16 protein-coding genes and 1 pseudogene are annotated in these 22,022 nt (G+C 69.6%); 7 read left to right on the top strand and 10 right to left on the bottom strand.

Annotated elements, in window-relative coordinates; genetic code table 11:
• Positions 1–59 precede the first annotated feature (59 nt).
• Both ACFWP3_RS11085 and ACFWP3_RS11090 read left to right on the top strand, forming a co-directional pair.
• Complete coding sequence (locus ACFWP3_RS11085) at positions 60–1,493, top strand: sialate:H+ symport family MFS transporter (protein ID WP_384218738.1); 1,434 nt, start codon at positions 60–62, stop codon at positions 1,491–1,493.
• Between the two features lie 231 nt (positions 1,494–1,724).
• Positions 1,725–3,746 carry an exo-alpha-sialidase gene (locus ACFWP3_RS11090; protein ID WP_384218740.1) on the top strand — a complete coding sequence of 674 codons (2,022 nt, stop codon included), beginning with the start codon at positions 1,725–1,727 and terminating at the stop codon, positions 3,744–3,746.
• Here ACFWP3_RS11090 and ACFWP3_RS11095 read toward each other — a convergent pair.
• Entirely contained in the window at positions 3,724–4,782 is a 1,059-nt protein-coding gene (locus ACFWP3_RS11095; RefSeq protein ID WP_384218742.1) for an RNA-guided endonuclease TnpB family protein, read from the bottom strand. The two genes, ACFWP3_RS11090 and ACFWP3_RS11095, sit on opposite strands and share 23 nt — an antisense overlap.
• 44 nt (positions 4,783–4,826) lie before the next feature.
• On the opposite strand from ACFWP3_RS11095, the pseudogene tnpA reads away from it, so the two are divergent.
• Positions 4,827–5,042, top strand: a pseudogene (tnpA, locus tag ACFWP3_RS11100) (IS200/IS605 family transposase); the annotation flags it as partial.
• Positions 5,043–5,897: 855 nt separating this feature from the next.
• On the opposite strand, the gene rocD reads toward tnpA, so the two are convergent.
• The 4 genes from rocD to ACFWP3_RS11120 form a co-directional block, all read right to left on the bottom strand.
• A complete protein-coding gene (rocD, locus tag ACFWP3_RS11105; protein ID WP_384218745.1) occupies positions 5,898–7,142 on the bottom strand; it encodes an ornithine--oxo-acid transaminase in 1,245 nt (414 codons plus the stop codon).
• Positions 7,139–7,924, bottom strand: coding sequence for a dimethylargininase (ddaH, locus tag ACFWP3_RS11110; protein ID WP_384218881.1), 786 nt, complete (start codon positions 7,922–7,924; stop codon positions 7,139–7,141). The genes rocD and ddaH overlap by 4 nt, the downstream gene beginning before the upstream one ends.
• A gap of 174 nt (positions 7,925–8,098) precedes the next feature.
• Positions 8,099–8,623, bottom strand: a complete 525-nt coding sequence (locus tag ACFWP3_RS11115) for an Lrp/AsnC family transcriptional regulator (RefSeq protein WP_384218747.1) — start codon at positions 8,621–8,623, stop codon at positions 8,099–8,101.
• A gap of 413 nt (positions 8,624–9,036) precedes the next feature.
• A complete protein-coding gene (locus ACFWP3_RS11120; RefSeq protein ID WP_384218750.1) occupies positions 9,037–9,696 on the bottom strand; it encodes a TetR/AcrR family transcriptional regulator in 660 nt (219 codons plus the stop codon).
• An 83-nt stretch (positions 9,697–9,779) separates the two neighbouring features.
• On the opposite strand from ACFWP3_RS11120, the gene ACFWP3_RS11125 reads away from it, so the two are divergent.
• Together ACFWP3_RS11125 and ACFWP3_RS11130 are read left to right on the top strand one after the other, a co-directional pair.
• Positions 9,780–10,631 (top strand): SDR family oxidoreductase, encoded by an 852-nt coding sequence (locus ACFWP3_RS11125; protein ID WP_384218752.1) that lies wholly within the window; start codon positions 9,780–9,782, stop codon positions 10,629–10,631.
• Positions 10,628–11,755 (top strand): hypothetical protein, encoded by a 1,128-nt coding sequence (locus tag ACFWP3_RS11130; protein ID WP_384218754.1) that lies wholly within the window; start codon positions 10,628–10,630, stop codon positions 11,753–11,755. The genes ACFWP3_RS11125 and ACFWP3_RS11130 overlap by 4 nt, the downstream gene beginning before the upstream one ends.
• Before the next feature lie 414 nt (positions 11,756–12,169).
• Here ACFWP3_RS11130 and ACFWP3_RS11135 read toward each other — a convergent pair whose 3' ends face one another.
• The gene (locus ACFWP3_RS11135; protein ID WP_384218757.1) at positions 12,170–13,399 is read right to left on the bottom strand and encodes a PP2C family protein-serine/threonine phosphatase; all 1,230 of its coding nucleotides are present in this window, start codon (positions 13,397–13,399) and stop codon (positions 12,170–12,172) included.
• 321 nt (positions 13,400–13,720) lie between these two features.
• Here ACFWP3_RS11135 and ACFWP3_RS11140 point away from each other — a divergent pair, with 321 nt between their 5' ends.
• Entirely contained in the window at positions 13,721–16,558 is a 2,838-nt protein-coding gene (locus tag ACFWP3_RS11140; RefSeq protein ID WP_384218759.1) for a SpoIIE family protein phosphatase, read from the top strand.
• A 607-nt stretch (positions 16,559–17,165) separates the two neighbouring features.
• On the opposite strand, the gene ACFWP3_RS11145 is transcribed toward ACFWP3_RS11140, so the two are convergent.
• Together ACFWP3_RS11145 and ACFWP3_RS11150 are read right to left on the bottom strand one after the other, a co-directional pair.
• Positions 17,166–18,377: an acyl-CoA dehydrogenase family protein gene (locus ACFWP3_RS11145; RefSeq protein ID WP_384218762.1), complete on the bottom strand. Its 1,212-nt coding sequence runs from the start codon at positions 18,375–18,377 to the stop codon at positions 17,166–17,168.
• Between the two features lie 55 nt (positions 18,378–18,432).
• On the bottom strand, positions 18,433–18,900 hold the full coding sequence (locus ACFWP3_RS11150; protein ID WP_384218764.1) for an SCP2 sterol-binding domain-containing protein: 468 nt from the start codon (positions 18,898–18,900) through the stop codon (positions 18,433–18,435).
• Between the two features lie 92 nt (positions 18,901–18,992).
• On the opposite strand from ACFWP3_RS11150, the gene ACFWP3_RS11155 reads away from it, so the two are divergent.
• Positions 18,993–19,667 (top strand): TetR/AcrR family transcriptional regulator, encoded by a 675-nt coding sequence (locus ACFWP3_RS11155; protein WP_384218766.1) that lies wholly within the window; start codon positions 18,993–18,995, stop codon positions 19,665–19,667.
• 27 nt (positions 19,668–19,694) lie between these two features.
• Here the strand turns inward: ACFWP3_RS11155 and ACFWP3_RS11160 are convergent, their stop codons facing one another.
• A complete protein-coding gene (locus tag ACFWP3_RS11160) occupies positions 19,695–20,591 on the bottom strand; it encodes a MaoC/PaaZ C-terminal domain-containing protein (RefSeq protein WP_384218768.1) in 897 nt (298 codons plus the stop codon).
• A gap of 36 nt (positions 20,592–20,627) precedes the next feature.
• Positions 20,628–21,980 carry a 3-oxoacyl-ACP reductase gene (locus ACFWP3_RS11165; RefSeq protein WP_384218771.1) on the bottom strand — a complete coding sequence of 451 codons (1,353 nt, stop codon included), beginning with the start codon at positions 21,978–21,980 and terminating at the stop codon, positions 20,628–20,630.
• Positions 21,981–22,022 lie beyond the last annotated feature (42 nt).

Consider the following 22,022-nt stretch of genomic DNA (forward strand, 5'->3'; position numbering starts at 1 on the left):
GCTTCCGTCGGCGGCGCGCACGGGGCGTGGCCTCCGAGGCGGTGGAGGCCACGCCCCGCATGCTGTCGACCGTGAAAGGCTATGCGCAGGCCCCACTCCCTTGGTACCGGCAGATCGGACGTGCCCGCTGGAAGGCGTTCACCGGAGCGTGGATCGGCTATCTTCTCGACGGTTTCGACTTCGTCCTGATCACCCTGGTGCTGACGGAGGTGAGCAAGGAGTTCGGGCTGGGTCCCGTGAAGGCGGCGAGTCTGGTCTCGGCGGCGTTCATCACCCGCTGGCTGGGCGGTGCCGTACTGGGCGCGATCGGCGACCGGTACGGTCGCCGGACGGCGATGGTGATCAGCATCTGGCTGTTCTCCCTGGGCACCTTGGCGTGCGGCTTCGCGTGGGACTACGGGAGTCTGTTCGCGGCTCGGCTGGTGATCGGGCTCGGTATGGCGGGCGAGTACAGCGCGAGCGCGACCTATGTGATGGAGAGCTGGCCGGCCCGGCTGCGCGGGCGGGCCAGCGGATTCCTGATCTCGGGCTATTCCATGGGCACGGTACTGGCGGCGGAGACGTACAGGGTCGTCGTACCGGAGCACGGATGGCGCTGGATGTTCTACCTCGGCGTTCTGCCGGTCGTGGTGGCCCTGTGGGTGCGGCGCGCCCTGCCGGAGGCGGAGGACTGGGAGGAGGCGGTCGCGGAGACGGCGAGCCGGCCGAGCCCCTTCCGTCCCTTGTTCGCAGACCGGCGGCGGGGGGTGGTCAACGCGCTGCTCGCGCTGGTGGCCCTGGGGGCGTTGTCCGCCGTGTTCGCCGGGCGGGCGGGCGGCGCGGCGGCGGTTCTGTCGGTCCTGGCGGGTGCGGTCATGGCGGTGTTCGCAGTGCAGCTCGGCGGGCGGCAGGGCTGGACCTTGTACCTGGCTCTGATCGGTGCGGTGTTCGCGGCGTTCCTGTACAGCTGGCCGATCCAGGCGCTGCTGCCCACCTATCTGAAGACCGAACTGGGCTACCCGCCGGAGCAGGTGGCGCAAGTGTTGTACTACGCCGGTTTCGGCACGATGGCGGGCTGCTGGCTGTCCGGGTTCACCGGGGACCGGTTCGGGCCCTCACGGGCGTACACGTGGACGCTGCTCGCCTCGCTCGCGTTCGTGTTCCCGGTGTTCGCGGTGGATGACAACCTGCCGTTGCTCGGGGTGCTGCTGTTCGTGCTCCAGGCCCTGAGTTTCGGCATCTCGGGGCTGCTGCCCCGCTACATCGGCGGGCACTTCCCGACGGAACGGCGGGCGGCCGGGCTGGGGTTCACGTACAACGTGGGGGCGCTGGGCGGGGCCGTCGCGCCGGTGCTCGGAGCACGGCTGGCCGAGGGCATGGCTCTGGGGACGTCGCTGGCGGTGCTGACGTTCGGGCTGAGTCTGGTGGTGGTTCTGCTGGTGGGGTTCGACGTACCGAGGCGGCTGCACCGGCGGATCGATCCGGAGGCGGCGATCGACCACTTGGCGCGTTGAGGAACAGGGTCACCTGACCCACGAGGCATGAGACGTCTGATGTCCGATGCCTGATCGACTGTAGGGCCCCCTCCGCCCCCCGGCAAGCACTCGCACGTCAGGAGTTCCGTATGAACACGAAGGGTTGACGACCCAGCCGCCGGGATCTAAATTTCCCGGCAACGTCTGATGTCTGATGCCTCCCTGTCATCTGTTGTGGAGGTGTCGGTGAAAACCGCCCGTTCTGCCCCCTTGGCCCTTCTGCTGGCTCTCGGAGCCGGCCTGCTCGGAGCGCCACCCGCCTCGGCCGCCGAGCCGTCGGCGATCGAGGCCGTAGTGGCCGAGTCGCCCACCGCCGCGGCACGCGAGCGCCGGCTGACCGCCGAAGCGCCCCTGTTCGAGAGCGCCGTCCTCGCCACCTCCGGCCAGGGCGCGCACACGTACCGCATCCCCGCCCTGGACACCCTGCCGGACGGCACGCTCGTTGCCGCCTACGACCGGCGCAACGACAGCTCCGCGGACCTGCCCGGCAACCTCGACGTCATGGTCCGCCGCAGCACCGACAGCGGCCGCACGTGGAGCGCGCCACAGGCGATCGCCGACTACGACGAAGGCGTCGGCGCGGGCGATCCCAGCATGATCGTCGACCGGACCACCGGCCGGGTCTTCGTCTTCTACGCGTACGGCCCCCAGGGCATCGGGTTCTTCAACTCCGGTACCGGCAACGCCAACGACGCCACCAACTCCCTGCACGCCGACTACTCCTACTCGGACGACGGCGGCCTCACTTGGACGACCCGCCGGATCACCCAGGACATCAAGGACCCGTCCTGGAAGGGCATGTTCGCCGCCTCCGGCACCGGCATCCAGCTGTCGACCGGACGGCTGATGCAGCAGTACGCCTTCCGCAAGGCCGACGGCAGCATCTGGGCGGCGAGCGCCTACAGCGACGACCACGGCACCACCTGGAGGATGGGCAACCCCGTCGGCCCGCTGATGGACGAGAACAAGACGGTGGAACTGGCCGACGGCCGGATCATGCTCAACAGCCGTACGTCCAGCGCCAAGACCCGGCTCGTCGCGTACTCGAACGACGGCGGGATCACGTACAGCACCCCCGTACCGGACGACGAGCTCATCGACCCGACCAACAACGCCGCGATCCTGCGCTACCACGCGACGGCGGACGGCCGGCGGCCGGAGTCGCACTGGCTGCTGTTCAGCAACACCGCGAGCACCACCACCCGTCACAAGCTGACGGTGCGGATGTCCTGCAACGACGGTCTGACCTGGCCCACGTCCAAGGTGGTCGAGGCAGGCGCCTCGGCGTACTCGACCCTCACCCGGCTCGCGGACGGCACCTTCGGCCTGCTGTACGAATCCGGGCCGTACCAGCGGATCACCTTCGCGCGCTTCAACGCGTCCTGGCTGGGTGTGGACTGCCCGACCGACCAGGGATACCCGAAGCTCGCCGCGCAGACCGCCGTCCTCGACGGACTGCTCACGGCCGGCACGCCGAACACGGTGGAGGTGCGCGTCACCAACCACGGGCACCTCGCGAGCGTCCCCGGCACGGCGACCCTGCGCATGCCCGCCGGCTGGGCCGGAGCGGCGGAGCAGCAGCTGCCGGCGATCGCGCCCGGCGCCACCGTCCCGCTCCGCTTCCCGGTGACGCCCCGGGCGGGCACGGCATCGGGTGAGCAGGACTTCACGGTCAGCCTCCAGTCCGGCGCGGCCGAGACCTCCACGACCACGCGCATGCTCGTCGTCGGGGGGAGCAAGGCCCTCGACACCACCCTCGCGAAGGACTTCGACGGCACGACCTCGTACACCGATCTGACCGCGTCGCTGTCCGATGTCGCACCGCTGACCCGCGGGGTGCTCACCGTACGGTTCCGCACCACGAAGACGTCTGTCGCGGCAACGCTGCTGTCCGCCTCGGACACCACCGCGCCGTCGACGAACGTGACGCTCTCCCTCAACGGCGGCGTGCCGCACTTCGAGGCCCGCTCCGGCGGCGTCTACAGCGCGAGGCTGGACGGCACGCGGTCACTGGCGGACGGACTCGACCACACGCTCGCGGTCGCCGTGACCGACTCCGGAACCGCGCTGTACGCGGACGGCGTGAAGATCGCCTCAACGGCGAACCCGTCGCTCTTCGGGCAGACGCCGAAGCTGAGCGGCATGTGGGCGGGGCGCAACGTCGACAACGGCGGACCCCAGTGGCTGTACGGCGGCCGGATCGAGCGGATCAGCGTCCACCGCGCGGACTGAGCAGCGCATCACAGATGCTGCCGCCGAAGGGCTTCCGGCGGCACATCGCCCGCTCGGGCAGCCGGCCCCCGTTCTCCATCCGGTGGCCGGCGCTCGTGGGCATGCGGGAGGTGTAGGCGGGGTCAACGAACAGCACGGGGACACCGTCCCTGCGGGCCTTGTACTCCACGAACTGCCCGAGCTGGGCGAATGCCCAGGAGTGCAGCGCGACCCGTTGGGGTTTTCTCAGCCGTACCCGCTGGCGGATACCGGCAAGGTCTTCCATGCCGATCCCGCGCCCGGTGCGTTCAGCCTCGGTCACGATGCGCTTCGAGATGATGTGGTTGGTCTCGGTCGCCCTGCGCTGCTCCTTGCGGCGCTGCCGCTTGAGCAACCGCTTGGTGGACTTGGTGCTCTTCTTCTGAAGCTTGGTCCGCAGGGCGAGCTGACGCTTGGGGTAGCGGTTCAGCTCGCGTCCGGCGTGGATCTTCCCGTCCGAGGTGGTGGCGATGTTGACGATGCCGAGGTCCACGCCGAGGAAATCGGTCGGCTCGTACTGCTCGGCCTCGGGAACCTCGCACGTGGCGATGAGGAACCACATGCCGTCGCGGTGGACGAGATCGGATTCGCCCTTGCGGTGGTCGGCGAGGAGCTTGCGGGCCTGCTCGGAGCAGGCGAACCGCACACCCCGCAGGCGTCCGATGGTGGTCCAGATGGAAACGGTCTGCTCATCCACCTGCCAACTGAGGCAGCGGTCGTCGTACGGCTGCGCCGCATCCTCGCGAAAGACGATCGGCTTGGACTCTGCCTTGGCTCGCCGCTTACTACCTGCCTTGCCGAGGTTTCCGGCACGGATGTTGGCGCGCAGGGTGGTGTAGGCATCAGCGACCTTCCGCAGCACGTGTAACGCGGGCTGAGCCGACAGACCCCGGTCCTTCAGGTCGCGGTAGGCGAGACTCTGCAACGCCTTACGCGATGTCTCGCCCCGCCCGCACGCCCGGACAGCAAGCCAGTTCGCCGCATCGTTCGCCGTGTGCAGGGTGCAGGGTGCACCCAAGTGCCGAGGCCACCTCGGGCGTGGGCATGAGGCGAGCCCGCACGACGATCTTCATACGCGGCATCTTCACCGACGAGATCCTGACCCGCTGCGAAGAGATCATGCGAGAGGTCTGCTCCAAGGCGAACGCCGAGCTGCGCGAGTTCAACGGCGAACGCGATCACGTCCACCTGCTCATCCACTACCCGCCACAGGTCAAGCTCTCCACCCTCGTCGGCTCACTCAAGGGCGTCTCGGCGCACTGCCTCCGCAAGGAGTACAGAAGCCATCACGGTCGTCGGTCCGGGCGGAGTGGGAAAGCCACGACTGGCACACGAGGCACTGGCACACGGCCCGCACGCTCACGGAGGCGGTTCACGCGTGGCTCGCGGATCGGAGGCTGCTCCTCGTACTCGACTGCTGCGAGCATCTGACCGAAATCGGTGCGAGGGCTGGCGGTGGGGGACTGCTGGCCGCGGCACCCGGACTGGTTCTGGCGTTGACCAGTCGTGAGCGGCTCGGCCTGTCCATCGAAAGGGTCATTCCGGTAGGCCCCTTGCCCTACCAGGACGGCGGGCTGGCACTCACGCTGTTCGTCGAGTGCGCTCGTGTCAGGGGCCCGAGCTGCGGCCGCCGTGGGCGCTGAACAACTGGCCTCGGACGATCGATCTGTCAGCGGCTTGAGGGCATTCCCCTGATGGTGGAGCTCGCCGCGGCCCATTTGATGCACAGCACGGTCGAGCAGCTCGCGAGGCGCCTCGCCTGCTGCGCGCCGTCGACCCCTTCGTCTCCGACGCCGATCTCCAACCTTCCAGGCACCGAAGTTTGCGCACGGCCGGCGGCTGGAGTCACGAACTGTGCAGCCCTCAGGAACGGTTGTTGTGGTCACGCCTGTCGGTGTTCCGCAGAGCCTTCGACGAGGAGGCCGCCGAGGCGGCCCTCCCCCTCCCTGGCCCAGGTACTCCGCCGCCACTGGGAGAAACCCGGCCGAGCCCGGCCGCTGACCACTACAGCCCCCTGGGCTGGAAGAACCAGCGGCCCGACGCTGCTACAACATTGGCGAATCGGTCAGATGGCGCGAGACCATCATCGGACGCGATCGGGCCGGACCATGACACGCTCAGGCCTAGAGGAGGCTACGCCAGGACCCTCCTCAGTGCTGCGAGGGCCGTCTGGAGTTCCTCCTCGGTGATCGTCAAGGGCGGCGCCAGCCGGATCGTGGATCCGTGGGTGTCCTTGACGAGCACGCCTTCGGCGAGGAGCCGCTCGCTGATCTGCCGCCCCGTGCCGATCGCGGGGTCGATGTCCACGCCCGCCCAAAGCCCTCGGGCCCGGTAGGCCGTGACGCCGGTGCCGGTGAGTGCTGCAAGGCCGCGGTCGAGTACGCCGCCCAGATCGGTGGCCCGGCGCTGGTACTCGCCGGTGGCCAGCAGGTCGAGGACCGCCGAACCGACCGCCGCCGACAGCGGGTTGCCACCAAAGGTCGAGCCGTGCTCTCCGGGCCGCAGCACGGAGAGCACCTCGCGGCGGGCGACGACTGCGGAGACCGGAACGATGCCACCGCCCAGGGCCTTGCCCAGGAGCAGGACGTCCGGGACCACCGATTCGTGGTCGACGGCCAGCGTGCGGCCCGTACGCCCCAGGCCCGACTGGATCTCGTCGGCGATGAAGAGGCATCCCGCGCGCCGGGTCAGTTCACGGACCCCGGTGAGGTAGCCGTCGTCGGGGATGAGGACGCCGGCCTCGCCCTGGATGGGCTCGATCAGCACGGCCGCCGTCGTCTCGTCCACGGCCGCTTCCAGCGCGGCGAGGTCGTTGTACGGGACGACTCGGAAGCCGGGGGTGAAGGGCCCGAATCCGACGCGGGCCGTCTCGTCCGTCGAGAAGCTCACGATCGTCGTCGTACGGCCGTGGAAGTTCCCGTCGGCGACGACGATCGTCGCCCGGTCCGGTGCAACGCCCTTGACCTCGTACGCCCACTTGCGGACCACCTTGATCGCGCTCTCCACGGCCTCGGCGCCCGTGTTCATCGGCAGCACCATGTCGAGCCCGGTCAGCTGGGTGAGCCGCTCGGCGAACCCGGCCAGCCGGTCGCTGTGGAAGGCGCGCGAAGTCAGGGTGACCTCGTCCAGCTGGCGGTGCGCGGCCTCGACGAGGGCCGGGTGGCGGTGCCCGAAGTTGAGGGCCGAGTAGCCGGCCAGCATGTCGAGGTAGCGGCGGCCTTCGACGTCCTCGACCCACGCACCCTCCGCCCGGGCGACGACGACGGGCAGGGGGTGGTAGTTGTGCGCGAGTACGGGGGCCTCGGCGCGGATCAGCTGTGCCGACGAACGCGTCTCAAGGGTGCCGCGGAACGCGGGGGCGATGGGCGGGGTGGTCATGAGCGGATCTCCAGGGTGCAGCACTTGATGCCCCCGCCGGACTTGCGGAACTCCGAAAGGTCTACGGGGACGGCGATGTATCCACGCTGGGTCAGCTTGTCGATGAGGTCGTGGGCCTGCGGGGCGACGAAGACATGGCGGCCGTCGGAGACCGAGTTGAGGCCGAACGACAGGGCGTCCTCCTCGGTGGCGATCACCGCACGGGGGTAGAGGCGCTGAAGGACCTCGCGGCTGCCCGGGGAGAATGCCGCCGGGTAGTACGCAACATTTCCTTCGCCCGTCTCATTTCCGAGGAAGAACAGTGCGGTGTCCAGGTGGTAGAAGCGGGGATCCACCAGATCGAGGCTGATCACAGGCCTGCCGAAGAACTCCTGCACCTCACGGTGCGCGTCCCTTCGCGTGCGGAAGCCGGTGCCCGCCATAACGAACCGGCCGGCCGGAATGAGGTCGCCTTCGCCTTCACAAACCGACTCGGCGGGGTGCACGTCGTAGCCCGCCTCCTTGAACCAGGTCTCGTAGGCGGCCGACTCCGGCCGCCGCTCGGTCGCGTGGAAGGACGAGCCGAAGACCCGTCCGTCCACGACGAGCGCCGCGTTCGCCGAGAACACCATGTCGGGCAGGCCTTCCACCGGAGCCACCGTCTCGACCGCGTGGCCGTGGTCGCGGTACACCTGGACCAGTGTCCGCCACTGGTCACGGGCCAGATCCAAGTCGACCGGTACGCCGGTGTTCATCCACGGGTTGATGGCGTAGCGCACCTCGAAGTAGCGGGGCTCGCACATCAGATAGCGCCTGCGGCTTCGGCTGCGGCCGAGCGTGGCCTGTCCTTCGGACACGGAGAGTTCCTCATTCCTGCGGTGACGACGGGGAGTGATCTCACCGTAGGAACCAGCCGGTACGGGCGACAAGAACGAAGAGCTGCGTGTACACGCAGGAATACTGCGTGGGTCAGAGGCTCAGAGCAGGTTTGTTGCGTTCTCACTGATGCCCGCCAGGGAAGGGGGTGCGACCTCGCTGGCGCCCGCCTCAGGGCTCTCGGGCAGCAGGTGGGAAAGCACCATGTAGCTGATCGTCTTGCGGATGAATGGCTCGCTGCGGATCCGCTCCAGCACCTCCTCGAAGTGCCCCACGTCGGTGGCTCGGATGTGGAGCAGGGCGTCGGCGGCGCCGGTCACCGTCATGGCCGCCGCGATCTCCGGGTACTTGCGCGCGACCTCGGCGAGGCGCCTGGGCGGCGCCGCACTGTCGCAGTACACCTCGATATACGCCTCCGTCCGCCAGCCGAGCGCGGCAGGGCGGACGGTGGCCCTGAACCCCGTGATCACGTCGGCCTTGCGCAGCCGGTCGACCCGGCGTTTGACTGCGGTGGCGGACAGGCCGATGGCCGTGCCGATCTCGGCGAAACTCACCCGGGCATTTCCGATCAGGGCCGCGATGATCTTCCGGTCGAGGTCGTCGAAGGGGCTGGACTTGGTGGTCATGGCGGGCAATCTTCTCCTCATGCGGCCCAGGGCAGGGTCGGACGGCCCCCATCCTGCCGGAGCACGTGCGTATCGGAGCCGCAACTGCACCCGTCAGTGGCCCCAGTCATACCCCTCTTCACGTCCGCAGGGAACATGTCGACGAACAGGCTGGCCGCGGCCGGCGCACCAGCACGCCGCATGCCCGGGACCGCGAGCGCCGAGACGGCAGCGATCAGCTGGCTGCCGGGCAACCGAGCAGCGTGAGCGGGAGCAAGCGCGTAGGCTTCAACCTCTCGCGACGGTCCGCCGCGGAGACAACCCAGTCACTGGAAAGCACGATCCCGGCAGGGCAGCCAGGGACACGCTGGGCACGCTCACCGCACGAGCGGGCGTGCCGACGGTGCGCCCGCAGGGACGGCTGCCGACAGGGGTCACGTCACCCTGGCATGCGCTGCGGAGAAGAGCGCGGTGCTGACCTGCACGAGCGCCGCCGGTTCGTCCTCCCGGCCGCTCAGCAGCCAGTCGACGAGCAGGTGATTGACGGCTCCGACCAGGCCAACCGCGGTCAGCCGCTGCGCGTTGGTGTCATTCCCCGTTCCGCGTGCGGTTTTGACGGTTCCCGCGTTCGTGGACCAGACCGCGGTGATGAGCTCGGCAAACTCTCGCAGGACTCCGTGGCGGCGGACCTCCAGCTCCGGTGACACGCCTACGACCTCGATCAGCACCACGCGGGCGCGCCGGGGGTCTGCCGTGAGGAAGTCGACGAACGCGGTGAGGCCGGAGGTAATGATCGCGTCGAGTTCTCCATCGGTCGACGACTGGTCGATCGCGGCCGTGGTCGCGTTCCGCAGGTCGCGGGTCAACTCGCCGTAGAGCCCGATCAGGCAGGCGTGGCGGTCGCGGAAGACGGCGTAGAAGTACCGCTCGGTGAGCCCGGCCGCCTGGCAGATCTGCTTGACCGAGGTCGGCGCGTACCCCTGGGTGCCGAAGAGATCCAGCGCGGCGGCGAGGACGGCCGTACGCCGTCGTTTGGCACGTTCGTCCGGGCCGAGTCCCGAGTAGTTCCGTCCTTCGTTCTGCTTGTGCACCATTGCGCAGCCCCTCTCCCCCTGGCAGTCTAAAGCGACCATCTGACATGTCAGCGTGTCAGAATAAGGCGCGAGGGTGTGACTGGATGAGGCCGAGACCACTGGCGGGGCTCGTGATTGCGGTGACCGGCGGGGCGAGGGGTATCGGCCGGGAGACGGCGGCGCATCTGGCCAGGGCCGGCGCACGGGTGGCCATCGGGGACCGCGACGCCGAAGGCGCCCGGGCGACGGCTGCCGAGCTGTCGGGGGAGGTCACGGGTTTCGGCCTCGACGTCACCGACACAGCATCCTTCGTGACCTTCCTCGCCGACGCCGAGAGGCGCCTCGGTCCGATCGACGTGCTGGTCAACAACGCGGGCGTGATGTGGGTCGGCGGCTTCGCCGACGAACCCGAGTCCGCCACGGCCCGCCAGCTGGAAGTCAACCTCCACGGCGTGATCCGCGGAGTGAAGCTCACCGCACCCGGCATGCTCGCACGCGGCCGGGGCCACATCGTCACCATCGCCTCCGCCGCCTCGAAGCTCTCACCCCCAGGTGAGTCGACCTACGCAGCGACCAAGCACGGCGTATACGGCTACCTCAGCGGCGTCCGGGCCGAGCTGCGAGGCAGCGGAGTGCGACTCTCCGTGATCATGCCCGGTGTCGTCGACACCGAACTCGCCGCGGGAACAGCGACCGGTGCGGCCCGGCTCCTCAGCCCGGCCGACGTCGCCCGTGCCGTCGTCGCGGTGATCGAGCGCCCCCGGTTCGAGGTGACCATCCCTCGTTACATCGGTCCCTCGACCCGCTGGCTGAACGTACTCCCCCAGCCGATCCGTGACGCCCTGTACCGGGCGATGGTGCCCGACCAGGTCCGCTCGACAGCGGGCGGTTCTGCTCGCCAGGCATACGAATCACGCAACCTCACCGGCACCGACACCCCAGGAGCGGAAAGATGACCGACCCGGCACACAGCAACGCGACCGCGGACACCCCGGACGTACGGCCGATCCCGGAGTTCGCCGGGGTGCACGAAATCTGGCCCCGAGGAGACCGGCTCAAGGCGGTACGCACCGCCGCGGAGCGGTACCGAGAACGATTCGCGGCCCAGGGGCAGGTCCGCGCGATCAAGAGCTTCGACATCGCCGCCGCACCGTATCCGGCCCGGTTCGCCTTCCAGGGATATTCGGTCAACGCCAATCCGATGATCAGCATCATCAACCGGATGTTCGTGATCCAGTTCGACGGGTTCGACGGCCTCCTGAAGACCCTCGTATGGGAGCCCACCGTGGCCGCGGGTTCCGCGGAGGCCCCCTTCTACAACAAGCTCCAGGCCTTCGCCCGCGGCATGCGCGCCGAGCGGCTCTTCGTCAAGTACTACAACGACCCCGACAAGATCCTGCCGAGCCTGGGCCTGCGCAACGAGGACGTCGACTACGTCAGCTTCGACCACCTCCACGTCCAGGACGTGCGCATGATCATGGGAAGCGACAAGCCGATCGAAGGAGAAGCCGCTCCGCGCGAGCCGCTCTTCCCGAACGCCAAGTTGCTCGTGCATCGCAAGGAACTCGGCACCTTCGAGTCCATGCACCCGATGCAGTGGGCCTGGTATGTGGAACGCGGCATGGACGGCGTCCCCCCCGAACGGCTGGAGGCGTTCGACGGTGACGTGGAGCTCGGCGTCGGGGTCAGCCTGCTGTGGACGCCGGGACACACCGATGGAAATCACTCGCTGGTCGTCAACACGCCTGACGGGATCTGGGTGTCGTCGGAGAACGGCATGGCCGCTGACAGCTGGCAGCCCGAGCTGTCAAAGATCCCCGGTGTCCGCCAGCAGGCGGCCTTCTACGGGCGTGAAGTGGTCCTCAACGGCAACACCCTGGAGGACTCACTCGACCAGTACGACTCGATGGTCAAGGAGAAGACGATGGCGTCGCCCTCCCCCCGCGACCCGAAGTGGCTCCAGATCATCCCGTCCTCGGAATGCGCGCCCTGGAAGCGGCAGTGGCCGGTCGTCCCGACCCACAGCCACGGTGGACTCGACTACGGCACCATCACCAGCACCGCGAGACACGGTGCCTGACCGGCAGGCGGCATAGCCGAACTCCTGCCACCGGGAATCCGTCGTGTGCAAGCGGCGTTCTGCCAGCGGGCGTCCAGCAGCCTCGAAGGGCCGAGCACAGGTCGGTCCCGTAACCCTCGCGGGGGACGAAGGCTATCGGGACCGCCTGCCAGAGCGACCCTATGCCGTATCCACCCTCCCGGATGGGCGATTCCGGCCATGTACGCATTCCAGTCCCTCATCGGCGGTGAGGAAGTCCGGGCCCCGTTCGGGCCTCAGCGGCTTGTACAGCGATACAGCATCCCAAACCCGGCGCGTTGGGGGTCGTGGACGAAGGAGAGGCCGGTGAAGGGGACATTTGATCCGAGCCGGCAGGCGGGGCGTGTCCCTGCGCAATCGCGCACCGTGTCGGCCGGTACCCGCCCCACGTCTCCGCTACAGGCTGACGATGACCAGGGCGGTGTCGTCGGTCGCGCCGGCAGGTGGGATCAGGTCGGCAAGGAGGGCGTCGGCGAGTGTTTCGGGGTCGGCGCCCTGATGGCGGGTGAGCGAGCCGGCAAGCCGGGCCAGGCCAGCGTCAATGTCCTCGTAGCGGCGTTCGATCAGCCCGTCGGTGTACAGCACGAGGGTGGCACCCTCGGTGAAAACGGCGTCACCCTGAGGACGCGTGGCGGGTTCGGGGCGGGCGCCGAGGGGTGGATCCGTTGCTTGATCGAGGAAGTCGACAACGCCGTCGGGACGCATCAGCGCTGGTGGAGGGTGGCCCGCGCTGCTGTAGGTGATGGTGTGTTCGGTGTCGTCGATGACGGCCAGGACCGCCGTGGTCGACTCCGCGCCGTCAACCGAGCGGGCGTACAGGCCGAGGGCTTCGAGAGCCTGGGCGGGGCCATCGGCAACACGGGAAGCAGCGCTGAGCGCACTGCGCAGCTGACCCATGACGCCGGCGGCGGCCAGGCCGGAGCCGACGACGTCGCCGACGGCCACCGCGATGCGGTCGCCAGGGAGGTCGACCAGGTCGTACCAGTCCCCGCACACGTTCAGGGCCCCGGCCGCCGGGCGATAGCGCACTGCCGCACGGTGATGCTTCAAAGGCCCGGGGGCCGGCAGCATCGCCTCCTGCAGGCTCAGGGCGACTTCGCGTTCCCGGGCGTGGGCCTCGCGCAGGCGTTCATTGACCTCCTGCAGTTCCCGGGCCCGGGTGTACAGCTCGGCTTCCAGTACCCCCGCCCGGCCTGCGCCACCTCGGCCACTGCGCATGCGGACCAGCTCGGTGATGTCCTCCTCCCAGTGCAGCAGCAGCGCAACCCTCCCGTCCGGGCCGAAGACGGGGACACAGACCGCGCTCCAGTACCGCTCCTCCCACACGCCGGGCCGGTCCATCGACTCCACGTCGTAGCGGTGCAGCGTCATGGCATCGCGTTCCCCCGTGGCGGCTACCCAGAGCAGGGAATCACTCAGCTTGCGCATGCCTGCCACGGCGGGGACCTCGGGGTCGTCGGGGAACGCATCGGACAGGCGGCGGCCTACCACCTGGTCATGGGTACGCCCCAGGATGCCCAGGAACGCCTCGTTGACGTCGGCGTACACCAGGTCCGTGGTGAACAGGGCCACCGCGCTCGGCAACGACCGGAAGACCACCTCGTAGTCGATCTCGGATGCACTCACTATCCACCTGCCCGCGACGCTGTGCCGATCACGCGCCTCTTACACGATAGGCACTCTCGGCGCTCCGGGCAGGTCGGTCCCGTGCAACCCCATCCGGCGGAAGCAGCCAGCCGGCCCACAACAGGGATCCCGCGCACGCCCTTCCGCACGGCGATCGGCCGACCGAGGGGCCTCGCCACCCTCACTGTCCGTGTTTGACGCGACTTGCCTAGAATAGTGAAGCTACTGCGGACGGAGACCGAGGTGGACGCCAGGCAAGAGCGATGGGCGAGGAGGCAACGGGGAACGACACAGGGTGGGCGGCTTGACCTGCTCGCGTCCGTGGACGACGGCCAGGGAGACACCAGCATCCTGCTCGCCGCGCTCCACCACCTGACGGCCGAGCTCGGAGCCCTGGGCGGCATGGCCCACCTGTCGCTCGCCGGGAATCGCCGGCCCGGAATGCGCCTGGTCGCAAGCAGCGGTCTCCCCGGAGTCTTCACCCGGGCGTGGGCGACGATCTCCTACAGCGGCTCGGCGACTCCCTCCCGCGTCATGCGGGAGGACTGCGGAGTCATCTGGTCGCCCACCGTCGACATGCCCGAGCAGCTGCTGGGCAAGCCGCCTGCCTCTGTCGGCCCCTGCGTCCTCCCAGCCGGTTCGGGCATTGCCGCCGTGGCGCTCCCCGGACCGGAGGGACCACTCGGCACGCTGTCCCTGATCACCCCGCCATCCGGCGAGCCCAGCCCCCGCGACCAAGGGTTCATGAAGGACGTGGCCAGGTGGGCGGGTGGACGGCTGCGTCTGGCGGCACCCCGGCCAGAGGGGTTGTCCCGAGCGCTGGTCACTGATGCCGGCCCGCCGGAGCCGGGGCTCACAGGTGCGGAAGTGGCAGGCGGCACCTGGGAGTGGGACCTCGACAGCGGGAACTTCACCGTCGACCCGGCCTTCACGACGCTTCTCGGCATCCACTGGCCCGGCATCGACCTGGTTGAGCAATGGGGCGATCTCATCCACCCCGACGACCAGCCATACGTGGTACACGGCGCCGAGAAGGCGATCCTGGGCCACGAGCCGTACGACGCCGAGTACCGCATCGCCTCCGCCAACGGCTCCTATGTCTGGATCCGATCGCAAGGCCATGTGGAACTCGACACAAAAGGGCAGCCCGTCCGGCTGACCGGCACCATGCAGGACACCACCGAGGCCCATGCCGCCCTGGAGCCGGTGGGGCGCGCCCTGCGCCACATGACCGACGGCTTCCTGTCCGTAGGAAGCGACTGGCGGGTCGAGTTCGTCAATATCGCGGCCGCGCACTTGCTCGGTTCCACGTCGCGTCTCAGCGGCAGACTGCTGTGGGACCTGCCAGCCATCCATGGGGTCCCCAGGCTGGAGGAACAATGCCGCCAGGCCGTCCTCACAGGTAGTCCGACCGGCTTCGACGCGCCCTGGACAGACAGTGACCGCTGGTACCACCTGCGGCTCGTACCCGTGCCCGGCGGGCTCACCATCTACTGTACGGACATCACGGAACGCCGCTTGCGCGAAGCCGAACGGGCAGACGCGGCCAGGGCGGCAGCCGACAGGGCCGGCCTCGTGGGGACGCTCACCCGGTCTCTGGCCGAGGCTCTCACCGTCCGCGACGTCGTCACCGCAGTCGCGGACGGCCTGCTGCCTCACTTTGGTGCGGACGGCCTGCTCATCGCGATGGTCGACAACGACCGGATGCGGCTGGTTGGTTCGAAGGGCTACTCCCAGGCGTTCCTCGACGCGTTCCAGGGGCTGCCATTCGCGGGCGTGAACCCCGCTGCGGACGCGCTGCTCCAACGCTCGGTGTCCTTCATCGAATCGGCGGACGATTATCGCGTTCGCTACCCGGAGTCGGCCGGATTCCCAGCGCTCGAAGGGAAGATGGCGTGGGCTTTCCTGCCACTGACCGCCTCGGGTCGGGTGGGAGTCTGCGTCGTCTCGTATGCGCACCCACGCACGTTCATCCAGGAAGAGCGAGCCCTGCTGGATGAGCTCAGCGGTCTGATCGCACAGGCCTTGGAGCGGGCGAGCTTGTACGACGCAGCCACCAGGCGCTCTCGTGAGCTGCAACATGCTCTGCTACCACGGGAGTTGTCAAGTACGGTTGCCGTCACCGCCGCCGCGCGCTACCTTCCGGCCGGGCACGGGGCCGAGGTCGGCGGGGACTGGTACGACGTCATCCCCCTGTCCGCCGAACGCGTGGCCCTCGTCGTCGGCGACGTCATGGGCCACGGCATGGCCGAGGCCGCGACGATGGGCCGGCTGCGCACGGCCGTGCGGACGCTCTCCGACCTCGAACTGCCGCCCGACGAGATCCTCGGCCGGCTCAACGACATCGTCGCGGACCTGGGTGACGACTCGTTCGCGACCTGCCTGTACGGCGTTTTCGACCCCGTACGCCGCGACTACACCTACGCCAGCGCCGGCCATCCGTCACCGGCTATCGTCGCGCCCGACGGCACCGTCACCTTCCCCCTCATCGCAGCGAACCCGCCGCTCGGTGTGGCGGCTCCGCCGTTCGAGACTATGTCAGCAGACGTGCCGGACGGCAGCCTGGTCGTCCTCTACACCGACGGGCTGGTAGAGACCCCCACACGTGACCTCGACGCCGGCATGATGCGACTCGAACAAACCCTGAACACCGCCCTCCGCGACGGCCACGGTGGGGAGCCGAACGCCGTATGCGACTCCGTGATGTCGGCCCTGACCGACACCACGCAGGGACCACACGGCGACGACGCCGTTCTGCTCGTCGCCCGGACGCGACACCTCGCGCCGGAGGCCGTCGCCGACTGGTCACTGCTGAAGGATCCGCAGGCTGCCGGGCAGGCCCGTGCGCACGTCCGTGAACAGCTCGGCACATGGGGTCTCGACGACCTGACCATGGCGACGGAGCTGATCGTCAGCGAGCTGGTCGGCAACGTCGTCCGGTATGCCAAGGGTCCTATTGGGCTGAGGCTCCTCCGCGGCGGAAGCCTGATCTGCGAGGTCTCCGACGGGAGCCTCACCACACCGCACATCAGGCACAGCTCCCCCACGGACGAAGGCGGACGAGGGCTGCAACTCGTCGCCGCCATGGCCCACCGTTGGGGAACCCGCTACACACTGAACGGCAAGTGCATCTGGACCGAGCAGCCCCTCCCAACCTGATTCCACGGCACCCGCTCATCACCGCGGTCAGGCAACCGTGCAGCCGGTGGCGCCGTGCGGACTCCGGTGCCCGTCCGGTACCGCTGGGCACGCCGTGTCCCGCGAAGCCGGGCGAGTCCGCGACACCAGTCATAGGCCGGCTTCACGTTCGCTGGGAGCAGCGCGACGCACAGCCAGGCCGCGGAGTCCAGCCGAGCCCCTTGTACTAGGGGCCACGATTGCCACCGCGACGGGGTTCCCCGCGAGGCGCCCTGAAGGGCCCAGGTCCCGGCGTGTATGGGATCGACCAGGGCAGCTGCCACGACGACATCGCCCTACTGATCTACCGCGCGGCCGTCCGAACGCGGGGTCGGCAATGAGAGCACCGATTCCGCGTACTCGCCGCAGGAGCGGGACGCTGTGGCGGTGCTCGCTGTGGGCGCTACGGAGAAACTCGGCACTTGGAGCCGCTTCACCGCGGGGGTGTGTGCCGCGCAACTCGAGCCGCTCGACGGCGGATACGGACGTCGTACGTTCGGCGACGCGAGGAACTGCTCCGGGCCGAGTGCCGTGCAACCGAAGAGGTCCCCGGCCACACGGCGGGCGGGCCATTGGGCGGGGAGGGGATTCACTTGATCGGCAGTCCGGAGATGGCGCGGGAGATGACCAGGCGCTGGATCTCGCTGGTGCCTTCGAAGATGGTGTATATCTTGCTGTCGCGGTACCAGCGCTCCACGGGGTGCTCGCGGCTGTAGCCGGCGCCGCCGAGGATCTGGACGGCCTTCTCGGTGGCGGCGACGGCGACCTCGCCCGCCTTGAGCTTGGACATGGATCCCTCGCCGGCGGTGAAGGGGCGGTCGTTGCGGCCCATCCAGGCGGCCCGCCAGATCAGCAGGCGGGCGCAGTCGATCTCCGTCTTCAGGTCGGCGAGGGCGAAGGCGATGGCCTGGTTCTGGAGGATCGGGCGGCCGAACTGCTCGCGCTGGCCGGCGTATTCGAGGGCGTACTCGTATGCGGCGCGGGCGATGCCGAGGGCCTGGGCGCCGACGGTGGGGCGGCTCAGTTCGAAGGTGGCCATCGCGGCCTGGGCCTTGGCGGCGCTGCCCTCGCGGACCCGGGCGAGGCGCTCGTCGAGCTTGTCCTTGCCGCCGAGGACGAAGTCGGCGGGGATGCGGACCTCGTCGAGGAAGACGTCAGCGGTGTGCGAGGCGCGCAGGCCTAGTTTCTTGATCTTGCGGTTGCCTTCAAGTCCCTTGGCGCCGGGCGGCACAATGAAGCCCGCCTGGCCGCGCCCGCCGAGTGCGGGGTCGACGGAGGCGACCACCACGTGGACGTTGGCGATGCCGCCGTTGGTGATCCATGCCTTCTGGCCGCTGAGCACCCACTCGTTGGTGGCCTCGTCGAAGCGGGCCCTCGTGCGCATGGAGCTGACGTCGGACCCGGCGCCGGGCTCGGAGACGCAGAACGCGCCGAGCTTGGGGTCGGACTCGTCGCCGTAGCACTGGGGGATCCACTCCAGGACCTGGTCGGGCGTGCCGCTGGCGAAGATGCCCGCCACGGCGAGCGTGGTGCCGAAGATCGACATGCCGATCCCGGCGTCGCCCCAGAACAGCTCCTCATTGGCGATGGCCAGAGACAGGCCGGTCGGGTCGGCCCACATCTCGGCGAGCGACTCGAAGCCATAGAGCCCGATCTTGGCCGCCTCCTGGATGATCGGCCAGGGGGTCTCCTCCCGCTCGTCCCATTCGGAGGCGGCCGGGCGGATCACGTCGGCTGCGAAGCCGTGGACCCAGTCCCGCAGTTCGGTCTGGTCGTCGGTCAGGTCGAGGTTGAAGCTCATCGGGCTCTCCGGGCGTGTGTGCAGTGCTTGGCAGGTGAGTCGTGGCGCGGCGCTGTCAGGCCTTGGGGATGTCGAAGTAGCGGGTCAGGCCGGAGGCAAGGCCGAGGTCGCCGACCACTTTGAGCTTGCGGGTCATGAAGAGGGTGACGCCGTTCGCGTTCCCGGAGGCCAGGCGGAGGAAGTCGGCCGCGGTGAGGGTGAGCCCCAGCCGCGGCTCGGCGTCGCTCACGCCGGCGCAGAGCTTGCAGGTGCCCTCCGCGATGGCGGTCTCGTAGACCGCGTCCTCGTGCCCGGAGTCGCTGATCCGCCAGCGGACCAGCGCGTTGAGCCGGCCGGCGACCTCCGGCTTGAACACGTTCTCCATCCGGCGGAACACCTCGTCGAGGATCCGCTGCCGGGAGGTGCCCGTGGCGATGTCGGCCAGGGCGCGCTTGGGGGTGTCCTTGACCAGCTGCGCGAACTCCTGCGGGGAGATCCCGGCGAAGTCGAGGTTCGCGACGTCCAGGTCACTGAGGGATGTCATGGCGTGTGTCCCCATCTCGTCAACCCCGGTTCTTACTCCGGAGTAAGTTTACCTCTGAGTAAGGTTACGCACGAGTCGGATATCCTCGCAAGATGGATCCGCAGCCCAGCCGCAAACGACTTCCGCGCAAGGTGCGCGAGCAGCAGATGCTCGACGCCGCGGTGCAGGTCTTCTCCTCGAGTGGTTTCCACGCGACCTCGATGGACGAGATCGCCGAACGCGCCCAGGTTTCGAAGCCCCTGCTCTACCTGTATCTCGGGTCCAAGGAAGAGACCTTCAGCGCCTGCATCGCGCGCGAAGCCGACCGCCTCGTCGACACCATCGGAGCGGCGACCCGGGCTCCGGCCGACGAACCGGGGCAGCGTCTCGCGCAGGGGCTGACCGCCTTCTTCTCCTACGTCGAGGCCAATCGCGCCAGCTGGATGGTGCTCTACCAGCAGGCCCGTTCGCAGAGCGGCCCGGTGGCGGAGCAGCTGGCGCGCGCACGGGGCGAGATCGTCGACACCGTCACCGAGCTGGTGCGCGAGTCGCTGGAGGCCGATGCACCCGGCGGCGGGCGCGCCGGCTATGCGGCGCTACGCCGGGAGGCGGCGGCGATCGCCCACGCGCTGGTGGGAGCTGCCGACGCGCTGGCCGACTGGGCACTGACCGTGCCCGGCGAGCGGCCGGAGACCACCGCGCGGCGGCTGATGAACCTGATGTGGATCGGCCTGGAGCGCCGCGGTGAAGGGGAAGGGTCCGGCCTCCCCCCGGCCGCGGGCTCCTGACCGGGCGGCGGACGCCCGGTCAGGTACTCACCGGGCCGTCACACTGCCGCGCAGATGCACGCGCTGCCCGGCCGCATCGGTCAGAGCGAGGTCCGTCCAGCCTGTCGAGGCGGCGGTCGACAGCCGGACCTTGGCCGGCAGCGGAACCGGGGCCCGGAACGACACTTCGATCTCCGCGGCCTCGGGCAGATCGTCGCCGAGGGCCGCGAGCACCCGGGCCTTGGTCCACATTCCGTGGGCGATGGCCCGGGGGAACCCGAAGAGCCGGGCGGTCCACGGGTGCAGATGGATCGGGTTGCGGTCGCCGCTGACGGCGGCGTACCGCCGCCCGGTGTCGGCCGGCAGCCGCCACGGTTCGAACTGCGCGCGAGGCAAGGCGGGTTCCGGACTGGGTTCTGATGCGGGAGCGGCAGCTGCCGGGTCCGTCGGGTGCCGGAACAGGTAGCTGCTGCGGGACGCCCAGACCTCCTCCGCGCATGGTCCGGCGTGGACGGTGGAGATCACGTCGAAGAGCGACCCGCGCGGGTGGGGGTGCAGGTCGGCCGTGCGGACCTCCAGCGAAAGCTGTTCTCCGACGCCGATCGGCCGCCGGGTGGTGATGGTGTTGGCGGTGTGGACGAGACCCAGCAGCGGCAGCGGGAAGTCCGGTTCGGTCATCAGTGCCAGCGACGCGGAGAAGGCCAGCAGGTGGGGGTAGGTGGCGGGCAGGGTGCCGTCCTGCCGGAAGCCGCACACCTCCGCGTACGCGGCAAGGTGGGCCGGATCCGCGGTGACGTCCGGCAGGACGGCCCGCCGATCCGGCAGCGGCCGGCCCGTCCGCCCGGCGCGAGCCCGGGCCACAGCGCGCAGGTACGAGGGGATGACGCCGGGCGGCCGGTCGAACCGGCGGACGCCGGGCGTCGTGGGGATGCTGGGGTCGGGCACGGGTCGGCCTCCCTGAGATATGGGCTGAAGAGGGGGTCAGGCGCCGAGCAGGGACTGGCCGCAGACCCGCAGGACCTGTCCGGTGACGCCGGCGGTGGCGGGGGCGGCGAACCAGGCGACGGTCTCGGCGACGTCCACGGGCAGGCCGCCCTGGCCGAGGCTGTTCATCCGGCGGCCCGCCTCACGGACCATGAGCGGCATCCGGGCGGTCATGTCGGTCTCGATGAAGCCGGGCGCGACCGCGTTGATCCGGACGCCGCGTGCGGCCAGCACCGGTGAGAGCGCGCGCACCAGGCCGATCAGACCGGCCTTGCTGGCGCCGTAGTTGGTCTGGCCCCGGTTGCCGGCGATGCCGCCGATGGACGACGTGCACACCAGAGCGCCGCCGTCCCGCAGCACCGGGCCGCCCTCACCATGGGTGAGCAGGGCCTCGGTGATCCGGTGGACTGCGCCGAGGTTGACGTCGAGGACGGAGTCCCACTCCTTGCGGCTCATCCGGGCGAGGGTGCGGTCCCGGGTGATGCCCGCGTTGTGCACGAAGACGTCGACGCCGCCGAACGCCTCACGCAGGTGGGCGGTGATGAGCTGGGGCGCACCGGGGTCGGTGATGTCGACGGGCAGGGCGGTGCCGCCGATCCGGGCTGCCGTCCGCTCCAGCTCCGCGCTCTGGGAGGGGAGGTCGAGGCAGACGACGTCGGCACCGTCCCTGGCGAGCAGTTCGGCCACCACGGCGCCGATGCCGCGCGCGGCGCCGGTGACCGCGGCAACGGTGCCTCGCAGCGGGCTGTCCCAGTCGGGCGCGGCCGGCCCGGCGGCCGGGGTGACCTTGACGACCTGGCCGCAGACGTATGCCGAGCGCGGCGAGAGGAGGAATCGCAGCGGGGACTCGATCCGGTCCTCGGCACCGGCGGTGACCTGGAGCAGCTGGCAGGTACCGCCGCCGCGCAGCTCCTTGCCGAGCGAACGGGTGAAGCCTTCGAGCGCCTGAGCCGCCAGCGCCTCGCCGGCGTCCCCCGCCTCACCGGGTGCGTCGCCGATGACCACCACCCGGCCACCCTGCACCAGCTGGGCAACCCGAGGGTGGGCGAACTCGTACAACGCGGCGAGGCCGTCTGTCCCGGTGATGCCGGTGGCGTCGAAGACGAGGGCGGCGGGGCGTGGCCCGGCCTGGTTCTCCGCGGTCAGGACGTCGGCTCCGGCCGCCGAGAGGGCGCCCTTGAGCTGGGCCCGCAGCCGGCCCCGGTCGGTACCCCCGACGACCACCGGGCCCGGGACGTGCGGTTCGCCCGCTTGACGGCGGGTGAGCGTTGCGGGGACGGGCACACCCGCGCGCCGCAGCACGGATCGGCCCGCGCGGCTGGAGATGAACTGCTGCAGAAGGTCAGTCATGGAAACCAGGCTCCTTACCACCTAGTAAGTTTACTGAAGAGT

This window comes from Streptomyces sp. NPDC058525, from assembly GCF_042719495.1.
Taxonomy (GTDB): Bacteria; Actinomycetota; Actinomycetes; order Streptomycetales; family Streptomycetaceae; genus Streptomyces.

What these genes read in the sequence shown, in the direction of transcription:
- ACFWP3_RS11085 (WP_384218738.1), top strand. Translation starts at nt 60, where the DNA reads ATGCTGTCGACCGTGAAAGGCTATGCGCAGGCCCCACTCCCTTGGTAC.
- rocD (WP_384218745.1), bottom strand. Translation starts at nt 7,142, where the DNA reads ATGACCACCCCGCCCATCGCCCCCGCGTTCCGCGGCACCCTTGAGACG.
- ddaH (WP_384218881.1), bottom strand. Translation starts at nt 7,924, where the DNA reads ATGTGCGAGCCCCGCTACTTCGAGGTGCGCTACGCCATCAACCCGTGG.
- ACFWP3_RS11115 (WP_384218747.1), bottom strand. Translation starts at nt 8,623, where the DNA reads ATGACCACCAAGTCCAGCCCCTTCGACGACCTCGACCGGAAGATCATC.
- ACFWP3_RS11120 (WP_384218750.1), bottom strand. Translation starts at nt 9,696, where the DNA reads ATGGTGCACAAGCAGAACGAAGGACGGAACTACTCGGGACTCGGCCCG.
- ACFWP3_RS11125 (WP_384218752.1), top strand. Translation starts at nt 9,780, where the DNA reads ATGAGGCCGAGACCACTGGCGGGGCTCGTGATTGCGGTGACCGGCGGG.
- ACFWP3_RS11130 (WP_384218754.1), top strand. Translation starts at nt 10,628, where the DNA reads ATGACCGACCCGGCACACAGCAACGCGACCGCGGACACCCCGGACGTA.
- ACFWP3_RS11145 (WP_384218762.1), bottom strand. Translation starts at nt 18,377, where the DNA reads ATGAGCTTCAACCTCGACCTGACCGACGACCAGACCGAACTGCGGGAC.
- ACFWP3_RS11150 (WP_384218764.1), bottom strand. Translation starts at nt 18,900, where the DNA reads ATGACATCCCTCAGTGACCTGGACGTCGCGAACCTCGACTTCGCCGGG.
- ACFWP3_RS11155 (WP_384218766.1), top strand. Translation starts at nt 18,993, where the DNA reads ATGGATCCGCAGCCCAGCCGCAAACGACTTCCGCGCAAGGTGCGCGAG.
- ACFWP3_RS11165 (WP_384218771.1), bottom strand. Translation starts at nt 21,980, where the DNA reads ATGACTGACCTTCTGCAGCAGTTCATCTCCAGCCGCGCGGGCCGATCC.